The 15,047-nt window shown below is 34.5% G+C and carries 10 protein-coding genes; all 10 read left to right on the top strand.

The window, feature by feature from the left end; genetic code table 11:
* Nucleotides 1-195: 195 nt before the first annotated feature.
* The 10 genes from Q0947_RS13630 to Q0947_RS13675 all read left to right on the top strand — a co-directional run bounded on the left by Q0947_RS13630 (nt 196) and on the right by Q0947_RS13675 (nt 14,844).
* Nucleotides 196-858 carry a hypothetical protein gene (locus Q0947_RS13630; RefSeq protein ID WP_299398724.1) on the top strand — a complete coding sequence of 221 codons (663 nt, stop codon included), beginning with the start codon at nt 196-198 and terminating at the stop codon, nt 856-858.
* Nucleotides 859-1,640: 782 nt separating this feature from the next.
* Nucleotides 1,641-2,693: a tyrosine-type recombinase/integrase gene (locus tag Q0947_RS13635; protein ID WP_299398725.1), complete on the top strand. Its 1,053-nt coding sequence runs from the start codon at nt 1,641-1,643 to the stop codon at nt 2,691-2,693.
* Nucleotides 2,694-2,897: 204 nt separating this feature from the next.
* Nucleotides 2,898-3,668: a lincosamide nucleotidyltransferase Lnu(I) gene (gene lnu(I) / locus Q0947_RS13640; protein ID WP_008992950.1), complete on the top strand. Its 771-nt coding sequence runs from the start codon at nt 2,898-2,900 to the stop codon at nt 3,666-3,668.
* A gap of 168 nt (nt 3,669-3,836) precedes the next feature.
* Nucleotides 3,837-4,700, top strand: a complete 864-nt coding sequence (locus Q0947_RS13645) for an aminoglycoside 6-adenylyltransferase AadS (protein ID WP_003013318.1) — start codon at nt 3,837-3,839, stop codon at nt 4,698-4,700.
* Nucleotides 4,701-6,040: 1,340 nt separating this feature from the next.
* On the top strand, nt 6,041-6,235 hold the full coding sequence (locus tag Q0947_RS13650; RefSeq protein ID WP_299398728.1) for a helix-turn-helix transcriptional regulator: 195 nt from the start codon (nt 6,041-6,043) through the stop codon (nt 6,233-6,235).
* Nucleotides 6,228-8,591 carry an EcoAI/FtnUII family type I restriction enzme subunit R gene (gene hsdR / locus Q0947_RS13655; protein ID WP_299398730.1) on the top strand — a complete coding sequence of 788 codons (2,364 nt, stop codon included), beginning with the start codon at nt 6,228-6,230 and terminating at the stop codon, nt 8,589-8,591. The genes Q0947_RS13650 and hsdR overlap by 8 nt, the downstream gene beginning before the upstream one ends.
* An 11-nt stretch (nt 8,592-8,602) precedes the next feature.
* Nucleotides 8,603-10,051 (top strand): class I SAM-dependent DNA methyltransferase, encoded by a 1,449-nt coding sequence (locus Q0947_RS13660; RefSeq protein WP_299398733.1) that lies wholly within the window; start codon nt 8,603-8,605, stop codon nt 10,049-10,051.
* A 1-nt stretch (nt 10,052) separates the two neighbouring features.
* Nucleotides 10,053-11,663 (top strand): restriction endonuclease subunit S, encoded by a 1,611-nt coding sequence (locus Q0947_RS13665; protein ID WP_299398735.1) that lies wholly within the window; start codon nt 10,053-10,055, stop codon nt 11,661-11,663.
* A gap of 2 nt (nt 11,664-11,665) precedes the next feature.
* Entirely contained in the window at nt 11,666-13,552 is a 1,887-nt protein-coding gene (locus Q0947_RS13670; RefSeq protein ID WP_299398737.1) for an AAA family ATPase, read from the top strand.
* Nucleotides 13,549-14,844 carry a phospholipase D family protein gene (locus Q0947_RS13675; protein WP_299398740.1) on the top strand — a complete coding sequence of 432 codons (1,296 nt, stop codon included), beginning with the start codon at nt 13,549-13,551 and terminating at the stop codon, nt 14,842-14,844. Before Q0947_RS13670 ends, Q0947_RS13675 begins: the two co-directional genes overlap by 4 nt.
* Nucleotides 14,845-15,047 lie beyond the last annotated feature (203 nt).

A 15,047-nucleotide genomic window follows, 5' to 3' on the forward strand; every position in this document is an offset into this window, starting at 1 on the left:
GAGAAACAGCGAAATGCCAGGCCGTGTAAAGATAATTGCTTGATTCTCGCCTATGTGGAAATTCCGTAGGAATTTCCACAGGCTCGACTAATTTTTATTATTTTAGGTGCTTGCACACAATACCCACCAATTATCAATTGTGCAGAGAGTAATGAATGCCTAGAAAAATTTACCTGACAAAAATTAAGATGAAAAATGATTAGAGCTTTCCCAACCAAAAAAGGTACAGGAATTACGATATACGGAGATTATTATGATTTAACTATTTTGCATGATGTCATTCACGAAATTGCAATGACGCTGGATGCCTATAATGAATCCCAATGTGGTAAGCATCAGTTATTGATGAATTTTGCTTATGAAATTCGAAAAGCAAAAGAACAATCGCGGAAAATAGAAAAATTTGATATTGATGGAGAGCAAGTAACGTATTATGGGGCACAAATCATTTGGCCTGATATTTTGATTTTCACAAATGTAATGAGGCAATATGCTGGATATCTTGCGTTGGACAAACTTGCTCAATCGACATTGTATTTGCTTGAATATTCTATAGAAAATGCAATGCTTGAATATGACGAAATGGGTGCAAAGGATTTAAAAAATTTAATTAGTACTGGATTATATACAGACCAGAAGTACATTTTTCAGATTTACCAAACTGTACATTCTGAATTTATTTCTCAACCTACAGGTAAAAGAAGATTCAGGGAATTAAATGACTTGTTGAGAGCGTATATTTCGCCATTTTCGGATTTAAATAAAGACGTTATTTCGGATTTGGAAAAAAGTGCGAAAGAATTCAATTGCCGAGTTTTAGATATTGAGGTTGGTACATTTCCGGATATTGTCTGGTGAAGAAAAGCCTGTGACTCCAAAGTATTGAAAAAGATAAAAAGACAAAATTTATTAAGGGTTCCATTCAGCAAAATCTTTAAGTGCTTTAATTTTAGAATTGAAACAATAAGATGGTCATAAACATCCTCACTAAACATTAAAAAATTTGGATGATGAAATCATACCGGTAGTTCTTTTATTATTAACTTTTCGTAATATGAAGAATTAATGTTTTAATCACCTCTTTCGTACAATCAGGATCTCATCATCAGAAAACTCCATCCAGGCTATGTCATATAAATAAAAGAATGTTTTGCCCTTTGAATTTATATGGAAATGGGTATGGTACTTAAAGCGGAACCCTTTCTTCTCCAATAGATTTCTATATACTTTTAGCTGTATTTTGTTTTTGCCCAATACCTCCAATAGAATCGAGTAATTACGTTTTAAGTAGCCATTGATTTCTATCGCGGCGACCTTAGAGGCATAGCGAAGCTTTTTGTGGTATATATTTTTACAGTGTGTTGAGCAATATATCTTATCTGATCGGCCTTTGATCGGTTTTGCACATATTTTACATGTATGATCCATATAATCCGTTGTTATATAGGTAAATATACGCAATCGTTCCTAACGGATAAATACGTTTAATATCGTTTACAATGCTATTTGTGTTATCCAATTTCTTTAAATTTGGATACATCTCAAAAAAATCTATAATGGAAAGGAAGGATAGAGCCCAGATTATCATTTACCTCCCCCAGGTCAAAGCTGGTCGGATCAAGCTAAGGATTCCATACGAAATGACTGAGGAACGTGAGGCTTTTAAGAAACTCAACGGCACTTTTTACCATTTCCATCAAAGGCTGTGGAGCATTGTCAATACCGAAGAAAATGTAAAAAGGTTGGAAACGCTTTTTGGCGAGAAACTACTCAGACAAAGTACAGAAGCTCCTACTGTCATTCCACAAACGGAGATTTCGGAAGCAACTCAGGCAGAATTGGACCGGAATCACCAAAAAATGATTCTTAAAGGTTTTAGCCAGGCTACCATACGTAATTATCAGAGTAATTTGATTCAGTTCTTTCAGTATTTCGAATCGGTTGCATACCGAGAGATAACCAAGGAACAGATAGAAGGTTTTGTATATTACCTTATCAACAAGTACAATATAAGTGAGCAAAAGCAAAATCAGCTCATAAATGCCATAAAATGCTATTATGAACACACTTTGGGAATGCCTCGTGAGTATTACAATATTACAAGACCCACCAAGAGCAAAGATCTGCCAGATGTATTAAGTAAGCAAGAGGTGGCTGCTATTATAAACTGCCCGAGCAATATAAAGCATAAAGCCATACTTCATGTTCTTTATGGCGCCGGTCTTCGGGTGGGCGAAGTGGTACGTTTACGGGTGGCGGACGTTCGTAGCCAAGACGGTTATCTTTTCATTAAAGACTCTAAAGGCAAGAAGGACAGGCATACTACCCTAAGTCCTTTTCTATTGGATCTTTTACGGAAATACTATCGGGAGCACAAGCCTAGCTATTGGTTGTTTGAAGGACAGAACGGGGGTCAATATACCGCACAGAGCATCCAACGTATTTATCGGAAGGCTGTAAAAGACACTAAAAGCAATCCATGGAGTACGCCCCATACCTTACGTCATAGCTATGCTACACATCTTATGGAGCAAGGTGTAAATATCCGTTATATTCAGAGCTCATTGGGGCATTCCAGCACTAAAACTACTGAGGTTTATACTCGGGTTGTAGGAATAAACAACAAAACTTTAACAAGTCCCTTGGATTCTTTGTATGAATCAGGTACATTTGAGAAAGATAAATTAAAATAGCATGGTGTACATAGGTGATATATACGTCACTCCTAAGGTCATATGTTATATATACACATGTTGGCGGTAATTTGAAGAAACAATTAACAACGAAAAACATTCAAGAAAATGAAGCTATAAGTAACTGTAAGATAGAATAAGAATTGAAATATCCTTTAATACGCAAAGTAGAAAGGGCGATTGTTAATATTAAAAAATTAGAAAATGACACAGTTACAAATGATTGACAAAACAAAGTCAATAGCTCAAAATGATAAAAATATTTCTGCCGTATTTATGTACGGGTCATTTACCAAAAATGAAGGGGACAAATATTCAGATATTGAATTCTACATCTTCTTGAAGGATAAAGAAAATTTTTCCGCTGAAAATTGGGTAAGCCAAATTCATCCTTTGGCATTATATTTTACCAACGAGTATGGAAGTGAAGTTGCCATTTTTGAAAATATGATAAGGGGGGAGTTTCATTTTTTGACAAACGACCAAATGGAAGTTATCAAATCGTGGGACGGTTTGGTAGAGTTTAGCGACTTTGACAAGATGATTTTAGTAGATAAAGAAGATTTATTGACTAACACGCTCAAAGAAATAAAAACTAAAGTACCTGATCGAACAACAAATGAAAATATCCTGTGGTTGAGCCAATCATTGTTGAATGTTTTACTTACAACAAGCAACTTAATTAAACGACAGGAATTTGCTCACGCTTACCAAAGCTTATCAAATGTTCAAAAATATTTACTTTGGTTAATAAGAATTGAAACATACCAAACCAAACATTGGGAAAGTCCAACAAAAAGCTTGGAAAAAGACATAGACCCAGATTGGTATTCGTTATTTCAGGAGACAACATCAGAATTAGATCCGACAGATATTAAAACAGCTTTCAAGAAGACATTAACATTGACTGAAAAACTTTTTGATAATCTTGGAGTTGAAGCAAAATTAAAGGGGGTATTAAGGAGAATTGAATAAAAAAAACTACCGCCAACATTGTATAAGCGTAATGCGGGCTGAACTGCTAAATTTGAGCATTTTTGCTCCTAAGAAACTTTGTGGTGGGCGGACAGTGAATTGCTCCGAAATCCCGCACTACGCTTATACTTGACCGTTGTACGACATAGTAAAACCGAACCAAACAAAATGAAAGTCAGAGAAGAAAAGTTAAGAACAATTATAGAATGGTCGGAGAAAAACGAAGATGTAAGAGTTCTTCTTCTGACAAGTTCACTTGTAAATCCTTTAGCACTTGTTGACGAATTTAGTGATTTAGACATTGAATTTGTTTTTGAGGATAATACAAATTACATTTCAGACAAAAGCTGGACGCTTAAATTCGGAAATCCAATTGCTATGATTGAAGAAGACGAAAGTTGTTTTAACCATAAACACGCAATGAAAATGCTACTTTATGAAGACGGTGTGAAAGTAGATTTTAAACTTTACAGCAAATCAAAATTTATAAAGGAAACGCAAGAGAAAGAATTACCAGAAGATTGGGATATTGGTTATAAAATTTTAATTGATAAAGATGGTATTACAAAGCAAATGCTGAAACCAACTTATCAAATTTCCATTATCAAAAAACCGTCTGAAAAAGAGTTTCAAAATCTAATAAACGATTTTTGGTGGGACACAACTTACGTGGCAAAGTGTCTTGTGAGAGATGAAATATTCTATGCGAAATTTATGTCGGAAACCGTTATTCGCACAGAATATTTAATTCCTTTAATTGAATGGCACATTGCAAGTGAACACAATTGGAACATAACGACCAATAAATATGGACGGCTTTTCAAAAAGTATCTTAACCAGGAAATGTGGGCTAAAACAGAACAAACATTTTCAGGGAGCGATATAAAGGAAAATTGGACTGCTCTATTTTCAATGACTGATTTAGTTTCAGAAATAGGAACTGAATTGTCAAAAAAATTAGAGTACAAATACCCGGATAAATTAGAAAATGACATACGAAAATATTTAGCTGGACTAAAACCCAAAACATAACTACGTCGTACAACATCGTATTGGCAATAGGCGGGCTGAACGGCTTCGTATCAACGGAAGTGCAAAATTCAACTTCTGTTCTTCGATTAAAGTTCAGTGCTAAAAATCCCGCCCATCGCCAATACGCGGCACGTTGTGCGCAATATTAGAAGCGCGGTATCAAAAAGAAGTTTCGGTCTGAAAAATCAAAATTTTGACCTGAATTTAACTTTCTAAAACTGAATAAAATCTGAAATTTTTTGCGCTGATCTTCCTAAATCCTGAAAAAAAATTTTTACGAAAAACTTACGGATTTGAGTATCAAAAATTGTGCTTGACTTTTACAAATTTTGCGCTTAACTGCATGAATAAAGTCTGCGTGAATACTTTTCCAAAATTCGTGAATAAAATTCTGAAAATCTTTGCGATTTCGTGCGTGAAAAAAATTGTTGTGCTTGATTTTCACTTCTCTGACTGAATTCAACAGGTTGAATTAAGTCGCCGAACTAAAAATACTGCGCACAACATGGGCTTGGCAAAAGCGGGGCGGAGAGTTATCATTTAGAAGATTTCAGCACTTTTCGCCGCAAAAAACCATTTCGTTTTTTTATTTTTTATAATTTTGAAAAAACGAAAATGGTTTTTGCTCGGTTCGGGTTTAGTTGGAATTTCCGTCTATCTTATCCCCGCCTTCGCCAAGCCCTTTCCCGTTGTGCGCAATATTACCGCCGCGACTTTCAAACAAAATTTATGAGATTTTTTTAACTCTGAACTGACTTTTTGCTGGCTGAATTCTGAATCTGAATTTACCTTTGGAAAAATAACCGCACTGAGGATTGCCGCTTAAAAAACCGCACTGACTTTTCCAAAACTACTGATCTGACTCCCCTACTTTGCACTTAGCGTCCTGGATTAAACTTTTGAAAACTATTTCTGCTAAAACAAAAATGCAAAACTGCACGAATTCACTATCTTTTTAACTGTCTGACTGACTTTTAAAAGCACTAAAAACTCCCTTGAAATTAAAAAATACTGCGCACAACACGGTATTTCTGTTAGCGGGATTGAAGTTTACATCATAAAGATTTTCGCGAGTTGTTCTTTTTGTTATATTTACAAAAACTAATTATAATAAGACCCGCCAACAGAAATACCCAACCGTTGTGTTTCATGCAAAAAAAAGCCAACCGCACATTTTAGCACATTTGGTTTTTGCCAACACTCTTTGCCAACCCTGAAAAACCAAAAGAGCTAAAATCTCCCCACGCTCGGAGGACGATAATAATTCAAACACTTTTTATATTGAAAAACGAGATAAATAAGATTAAAATACTATCTTGGCTGGATAATTTTAGACGGACATGAACCGAATAAAGGAAGTACTCGAACAGAAAGGGATTAAGCAAACTTGGTTAGCTGAGAAACTTGGAAAGAGCTACAACATGGTTAATGGCTATGTTCAGAATAGACAGCAACCGAGATTGGAAGTGCTTTTTGAAATAGCAAAAATCCTTGAAGTTGACCCTAAAGAATTAATTGAGTCGGATAATGGATAAAAAGAAACTAACGGAACGTGACATATGCACAAAGTACATCACTCCTGCTTTAGAAAAAGCTGGATGGGATACGCATATTCAGTTACGTGAGGAATTTCCATTGACCAATGGTAGAATAATTGTTCGAGGACAACTGCATACCAGAGCAAAGAATAAAAGAGCTGATTATGCTTTGTTTTATAAGCCAGGGATTCCAATTGCCATAATTGAAGCAAAAGACAATAATCATACTGTTGCAGCTGGAATGCAGCAAGGACTTAAATATGGTGAAATGCTCAATGTTCCCTTTGTATTTAGTTCAAATGGAGACGGCTTCTTATTTCATAACAGTATCGCTAAAGATGGAAAGGTGGAAACCGAAATTACATTGGATGAATTTCCATCACCAGAATTTTTATGGAATTTATGGAGAGAGAATAAAAATTTAACTCCCGTACAAGAGACCATAATCACACAAGATTATTATAGTGACGGTGGTAATAAAACACCAAGATATTATCAATTACTAGCCATAAATAAAACGATAGAAGCTATCGCCAATGGCAATGATAGAATATTGCTTGTTATGGCTACAGGCACAGGAAAGACCTTTACTGCATTTCAAATAATTTGGAGATTATGGAAATCAAAAGCTAAAAAGAGAATCTTATTCCTAGCAGACAGGAACATTCTTGTTGACCAAACCATAACAAATGACTTTAAGCCTTTTGGTTCAGCAATGACCAAAATTTCAAAAAGACAAGCCAATAAGTCTTATGAAATTTACCTTTCACTTTACCAAGCTGTTTCAGGAACAGAAGAAGAGCAAAACATTTATAAGCAGTTTTCTCCTGATTTTTTTGACCTAATTGTTATAGACGAATGTCACAGAGGAAGTGCGGCAGAGGATTCAAATTGGCGAAGAATCTTAGAATACTTTTCTAACGCCACCCAAATTGGTTTAACAGCTACTCCTAAAGAAACCAAAGACGTTTCTAATACAGATTATTTTGGTGACCCTATTTACACTTATTCTCTTAGACAAGGAATAGATGATGGATTTCTCGCTCCTTATAAAGTTGTTAGAATAGACATTGATAAAGATGTGACTGGATGGCGACCTGATAAAGGAATGCTGGATAAATATGGTAATGAAATTGAAGATAGAGTTTATAATCAAAAGGATTTTGACAAAACCCTAGTCTTAGATAAAAGGACACAACTTGTAGCAAAAAAAATATCTGACTTTTTAAGGCAAACAAATCGCTTTGATAAAACAATTGTCTTCTGTGATAATATTGACCATGCTGAAAGAATGCGACAAGCATTGGTAAACGAGAACAGTGATCTAGCTGCCGATAATTCAAGATATGTTGTGCGCATCACTGGCGACAACGAGGAAGGAAAACTTGAACTAGATAATTTCATTTTTCCAGAATCTAAATATCCCGTGATTGCAACAACTTCAAAATTGATGACTACAGGAGTTGATGCTCAAACTTGTAAGTTGATTGTACTTGATCAACGTATTCAATCAATGACGGAGTTCAAACAAATTATTGGCAGAGGAACAAGAATTAATGAAGATTTTAACAAGTTCTATTTTACGATAATGGACTTCAAAAAGGCAACAGAATTATTTGCTGACCCTGATTTTGACGGTGATCCTGTAGTTGTTTACACTCCAAAAACGGGAGAATCACCTGTTCCTCCTGACGACTTAGTTAGTCCTGATGCAAATCAACCATTTGATTTCACAACAAATGATGATTTTGATTTCTCAGATTTTGAATATTCTGAAGGAGAAACACAAAAAGTCAAAAAGTACTATGTAGCAGATGTACCTGTTTCAGTGGTTGCAGAGCGTGTACAATATTTTGATGCTGATGGTAAACTAATAACAGAGTCCTTAAAAGATTACACTAAAAAAACCTTATCAAAGGAATTTTCTTCTCTTGATGATTTTTTAAAGAAGTGGTCGGATTCAGATAAGAAAAAAGCAATAATTACAGCATTAGAAGCGGAAGGTGTTTTTTTTGATGCTTTAGCCGAAGAAATCGGAAAAGACCTTGACCCCTTTGATATTATTTGCCATGTGGCGTGGGATATGCCTCCATTGACACGAAAAGAAAGAGCTTATCAAGTAAAGAAGAGAAATTACTTTACCAAATATGGCGAACAAGCTCAAAATGTTATAAACGCCTTACTCGAAAAGTATGCAGATGAAGGTGTCGTGCATATTGAAGAGACTAAGATTTTAACTATTCAGCCTTTTACTGAATTCGGGACTCCATTGGAAATCATTAAGAGATTTGGTGGATTAGCTAAATATGAAGAGGCTATAAAAGAACTAGAACAAGCAATTTATACTGCATAAAAAACTAAAATATGTCATTAAGCACATTAATAAAAACTATACAAGATATAATGAGAAAAGACGTTGGTGTTGACGGAGACGCACAACGTATTAGCCAGATGGTTTGGCTTCTATTTCTCAAAATATTTGACGATAAAGAGAAGGAATGGGAAGTAACAAATAGTAACTACAAATCCCCCCTACCTAATAGATTTAAATGGTCCACTTGGGCTGCAAATGATGAAGGAGATACGGGCGAAGAATTAATCGATTTTGTGAATAATGATTTATTTCCAGCTTTAAAGAAACTATCGAATACTGCGGGAGTATCACCACATGGAAAAGTGATTGGAAGTGTATTTGAGGATGCCTACAACTACATGAAATCAGGAACTTTGCTGAGACAAGTAATCAATACGATTCAAGGTGATGTTGATTTTAATTCTTCTTCCGATAGACACCTATTCAATGACATTTACGAGAAAATATTAAGCGATCTGCAATCTGCTGGAAATGCAGGTGAGTACTACACTCCAAGAGCAGTTACTCAATTTATGGTTGATATTTTAAATCCTCAATTGGGTGAAAAAGTATTTGACCCAGCTTGTGGAACTGGTGGTTTTTTAGCTAATGTAATTGAACATAAAAAAAAGCAATTTAAAACCCCAGATGATATTGCCAAACTTCAGGAGAACATTCTAGGAATTGAAAAAAAACCGCTTCCCCATATGTTGGCTATGACCAATATGATGCTGCACGGTATTGATGTTCCTTCAAACATTCGGCATGACAATACTTTAAGCCGTCCTCTAAAAGATTATGGCCCAAAAGATCGTGTAGATGTAATAATAACCAACCCTCCTTTTGGTGGTGTTGAAGAAGACGGAATTGAAAAGAATTTCCCAAAAAAATACCAGACTAGAGAAACTGCCGATTTATTTATGGCACTTATCATGCACCTTTTAAAACCAAATACAGGTAGAGCGGCAGTGGTACTTCCTGATGGATTTTTATTTGGCGAAGGTGTAAAAACAAATCTTAAGAGAGAATTATTAAACGAATTTAATCTTCATACAATTGTACGATTACCAAAAGGTGTTTTTAGCCCATATACAGGGATTACCACAAACATATTGTTCTTTGAAAAAGGTGAACCGACTAAAAATGTCTGGTTCTTTGAGCATCCTTATCCTGAAGGATACAAATCCTACTCTCGAGGAAAGCCATTACGCATAGAGGAATTTGATTTAGAGAAAAAGTGGTGGAGAAAGCGTGTTCAAAATGAATATGCTTGGAAAGTTTCAATTAAAGAAATTGTAGCCAAAAATTACAACCTCGATTTTAAAAACCCGCATTTTGTTGATGAAGTTCATTTAGATCCCGAAAAATTAATGCTTCAATTCGAAGACATTAGCAAAAGGCTAAATGAAACGAGAGAGCTTTTAAAAAAGGAATTAATGTTAGCTATTGAAAAACATTAGGATGGAGTTATTAGAACAACATTTTCAAATAGCATTAGAATCTCCTGATGGGATCACAAAACTTCGTGAACTAGTCTTGAAATTAGCTATGTCGGGTAAACTTGCAAACCAACCGGATAATGGTGATTCCACAAATGACTTATTACTCGAATTAAAAGTTCTCAAGCAAAATTTAACTAAAAAAGATTTTGCGCCAAGAAATATTGCCAAATCTAATTTTGAAGAGTCATATTCTATACCAAGTAATTGGGTTTGGACATCACTCGAAACTTTGGGAATATTTATCAATGGTGATCGAGGAAAAAATTATCCTTCCAAGAAAGATTATGTGGAAAATGGCATTCCATTTATTAATGCTGGTCATTTAGATAATGGAATAGTCCAATTACGAGAAATGAACTACATTTCTGAGACTAGTTATGATAAACTCGGTGGCGGAAAAATTGAAGAAAATGATATCCTGTATTGTTTAAGGGGATCACTAGGAAAGTGTGCAATCACTAGGAATATCAAAAAAGGAGCGATTGCTTCTTCCCTAGTTATAATTAGACCATTGATAAGCGACATGAGCTTATTCTTATATTATTACCTCATTAGTCCATTAGGGAAAAGCATGATTTATAAATATGATAATGGTACTGCACAACCTAACCTATCATCAGCAAATATTCAAAAATTTATTATTCCCTTGCCACCTTTAGAAGAGCAAAAAAGGATAGTTGCCAAGATTGAGGAATTATTGAGCCTTTGCAATCAGCTTGAAAAGCAAAGGAATTCCAAAAATGAAATATTATCAAAATTTAATGACTCAACTCTTAATAAATTAATTAAAGCTGATGATGAAAGTTCATTTGGAAAAGCTGCTAATTATTTAAAAGATAAATTCAATGAGCTTTACTCCTCAGAGTCTAATGTTAAAAGTTTAAAAAAGGCAATTTTAAATCTTGGAATCTCAGGTAAATTTAAAATTGCCTCTAATGGTTCAAAACATGATAAAAAATACCCTACGATACCAGAAAAGGAAGAGCCTTTTAAGTTACCTACAAATTGGATTTGGACGAGACTTGACACTTTAGGTGAAACCCAAACTGGCACAACTCCACCTAAAAAGAATCCAGAATATTATGGTGATTACATTCCATTTCTAGGTCCTGGAGATATAAAAGACTTTAAAATAGACTATTCCAATAACGGTCTTTCAGAATTAGGTAAGGAAAAAGCCCGCTTTATTCCTGCCAATTCTATTTTAATGGTTTGTATTGGTGGGAGTATTGGCAAAATGGCTATTAATGACCGTGATGTAACTTGTAATCAACAAGTAAACACCATTACGCCATATGAAGGAGTCCATTTAAATTACTTATCAGCTGTAATGCAATCAGATTACTTTCAAACTAAAATTTTGGCGAATGCAGGTGGTTCCGCAACACCAATAATCAATAAAGGGAAATGGATCTCAATCCCGATTCCTTTACCGCCTCTTGATATTCAAATTGAAATTTCAGATAAAATAGAAAAGCTATTAAGCCTTTGTAATTCACTTGAAAATTCTATTGGTCAAGTATCTAAAAAGCAAGTTCAAATCCTTAACTCCGTTCTGGCAAATATTTAGTTATGAGATTATTGCACGTTCACATAATTACAGAATACAAGAATCTAAAAGACTTTAAGATTGATTTTGATGGTAGCAGTTTTATTGATGTTTTTGTAGGGAAAAATGGAACAGGAAAATCAAACTTTTTTGAAGCGTGTCTTGAAATATTGAAGCACTTATTTGATAATGAATACCCAATCAAATTCAATTACACGATTAAGTATAAGATAGAGGAAAAAACGGTACAAGTAACATGGGTTAATCCTGATTGGTTGGACGCAAAAGGAAAAAAAGCGAAAGCCCTCACAGGTAATTCCCTTCCAGATAATGTTTTAATCTATTATTCAGGTCATAATACAACTATTCGCAATTTCATTTCGACTAATGATGAAAAGCATAAAGAGAAGATTAATCGGAATAGAAATAACCCAAATTTTAATCAAGATGATGCACGCCATTTTTTCAGAATAGGTTCTGACTATAAGTCGCTTTTACTTGCTGTTATGCTCATACAAAGTGATGACATTAACGCTAAGAAATTTATACTTGATAAGCTTGGAATTAAAGCTTTAGGCAATGAAGTGAAAATTGTTTTCGGAAGACCTGAATATGCAAAGAATAAAGAAGATTTTACTTTTGATGAGTTTAACAATGATTCCAGATTTTGGGGAGCAGAGGGGTTTTTCAGAACGTTTTTAAATAAAATATGGGAAGTTGATAAGCTGCCTAAAACCCCTGTTAGAGAAGAAGGGTATATAAATTCCAAAGACAGAGAAGAGTATATTTTATTTAGAAGCCTTGAAAGTTTCCAATCATCATTTGAAGATACTCATCCTCTTGAATTATTCGTTTCTCTAGATAATTTGATCTCAATTGGAATGCTTAAAGACATCTCAATTGAAGTCGAACTAAATACTGGAAAAAAAATCGACATCAAACAATTCAGTGATGGGCAATTTCAATCCATTTACATATTTACAATTACTGAGTTATTCAAGGATAAAAACTGTATATCACTTTTAGACGAACCTGATTCATTTTTACATCCCGAGTGGCAATTTAATTTCCTGAAACAAATCACTGAAATATCAGCCGAATCAAGTGAAAGCAATCATGTATTAATGAGCAGTCATAGTGCTGTTACCCTAATAAAATTTATAAAAGACAGAGTTTCTTACTTTGAAATTGATAAAGCAGGAGTTATTAAAAGTAATCCCGTTCCCAAAAGAGTCGCTATAGACAAGCTAAGCGAAAAATTAATTCGATACAGTGAGCACGAGCAACTCCTTAGTATTATTAACACCATTCAAATAGAAAACAAACCTGTTCTTTTCACTGAAGGCAAAACAGACCCTATTATTATAAAAGAAGCATGGAATCGTTTAAATCCTGAAAAAGAAATTCCATTTATTCCCTTTTATGCTTTTGGACATAAATACCTTGTTCAATTAATGAAAGACCCTGAAGTGATAAAAGACATGAAGGGCCTACCAATCTTTGGATTATTTGATTTCGACAAAGCTTATAACAGTTGGAATGGGTTTTCAACAAATGATATTTGCACAGATGCCTATCAAGGGCTTATTAAGAAAATGGATGACAATGAAGTTTATGCCATAATGCTTCCTGTACCTAACGGGAAACCAATTGAACAACAAGTAATTAATGCCGCAACTGGTGGAACTTATGGCGAAAATTCCTTGATGGCAATTGAACATTTGTTTTGTCACATTCCTGAATTAGACCCAATGTTTGTAGCAGATTTAAGTCTGCCAAGTCAATTTAAAAGATTCCAAGGCGATAAGGTAAACTTCTGCAAGAATATCATATCTACTTTGCCTGACGAGCCTTTTGAAGTATTTGACCCGATATTTAAGTTTATAGAAAGTAAAATCCCTCAACCTTGATAGCAAGTCAGCTAAAAATAGAAATTGAACCACTTCTCAAAAATGCAGAAGAATTATGGCTTGCTGTTGCCTTAGTGAAAGAGAAGGCATTTGAATACATTCAAAACACAGTCAGTGAGAATTGTATTCAGCATTACCTAGTTGGTATTGACCTTCCCACTCCTCCATCTGTTTTACGAACAATGCAATCCAAAGAGAAGAAGGGTCTATTTGAATGTGCTGTTTATAAATCCAATTTCAATTTTCACCCGAAAGTATATTTGATAAAATCAAATGATGAGTACGTTGCATTTGTTGGCTCAGCTAATTTAACGGACGGTGGTTTTGAAAATAATGTTGAGTTAAATTATAAGATTTCTAATCAAGCAGACTGTCTTGATATTTTGAATTGGTTCAATTCTCTATTTAAAGATGGATACCCATTATCTGATGAGAACATTAATGAGTATGAAAGTCAATTGGAATCAATCAAAGAAACTGAACAAGAACTTAAAAGGAAACGAAAGTCAATTGTTCTCAAAAAGCCACATAAAATTGCTAATCCGCTTGATGCAATTGATTTTACCGACAGGTATTTTAAGAAGGAACATCATTGGGCATTTAGACGAGAACTTTGGTACACGGATAGTGAAGATGCTGTTGACGAAAGAGATTTGGCAAAATCAAAATGCATAGAATTACATGAATTAGTTTTTCCTCGATTCAAGGATTATGGAATCCAAATTTTAGAACCTAATCCAATGTCTGATCACCTGATATCAATGATAAGACAAATAGACCCAACTAAACCGAGAGCTATAAATGCTATGTGGTTGAGTTACGGGAAAAATGTAAATGAGATTAAAGAATATCAAAAGCTAGTTGGACCAGACCAAAAAGCTAAACAGACATTTATCCATCATGCAAGATTGCAAATTAGAATTGATGTCAGAAATATTGGAATCTGGTTACTTTTTGCAAAGGAGAATGAAGGCGGTTTGTTTGATCGAGCATTTTTTAAAGAGCAGATGAGAGATCGAGACTTTAGAGACAAGTTCTACCAGATGATTAAATCCCTACCCAGCGAATATTTTATTTCAGTAGGAGGAGATAATGAGTTCTGCAACAAGTTTAATTCACCAGCAGAACTATATGACTTCACTAAAAAAGACAATAATCAAATGTATTTTATCATAGGTCGGGATTATGAAATACAAAGTGATGAAATGTCAGAAAAAAACTTGCCAACTGAAATGCTCAAAGTGTTTAAACTTCTATTCCCTTTTTATAAAACAATGAGACACAGAATATGAATAGCCAGCCCACAGCATCCATACACATTGCCAAGTCGCTCAAAAGCCAACCGCACAAGCCAAAACTTGTCAAAGAGTATGTCTGCTCCAACGCTGAAAACGAAAAAGAAAATAAAGCACGAAAACACAACAAAGAACTGAGGCAAAAAACAAGCCTATTCTCCATTAAATTTTGACAAATGTGTTCCTGGCATTGTTGAAGT

Source organism: uncultured Gelidibacter sp. (assembly GCF_947500795.1).
Lineage (GTDB): Bacteria > Bacteroidota > Bacteroidia > Flavobacteriales > Flavobacteriaceae > Gelidibacter.

What these genes read in the sequence shown, in the direction of transcription:
- Q0947_RS13630 (WP_299398724.1), top strand. Translation starts at nt 196, where the DNA reads ATGATTAGAGCTTTCCCAACCAAAAAAGGTACAGGAATTACGATATAC.
- Q0947_RS13635 (WP_299398725.1), top strand. Translation starts at nt 1,641, where the DNA reads ATGACTGAGGAACGTGAGGCTTTTAAGAAACTCAACGGCACTTTTTAC.
- Q0947_RS13645 (WP_003013318.1), top strand. Translation starts at nt 3,837, where the DNA reads ATGAAAGTCAGAGAAGAAAAGTTAAGAACAATTATAGAATGGTCGGAG.
- Q0947_RS13650 (WP_299398728.1), top strand. Translation starts at nt 6,041, where the DNA reads ATGAACCGAATAAAGGAAGTACTCGAACAGAAAGGGATTAAGCAAACT.
- hsdR (WP_299398730.1), top strand. Translation starts at nt 6,228, where the DNA reads ATGGATAAAAAGAAACTAACGGAACGTGACATATGCACAAAGTACATC.
- Q0947_RS13660 (WP_299398733.1), top strand. Translation starts at nt 8,603, where the DNA reads ATGTCATTAAGCACATTAATAAAAACTATACAAGATATAATGAGAAAA.
- Q0947_RS13665 (WP_299398735.1), top strand. Translation starts at nt 10,053, where the DNA reads ATGGAGTTATTAGAACAACATTTTCAAATAGCATTAGAATCTCCTGAT.
- Q0947_RS13670 (WP_299398737.1), top strand. Translation starts at nt 11,666, where the DNA reads ATGAGATTATTGCACGTTCACATAATTACAGAATACAAGAATCTAAAA.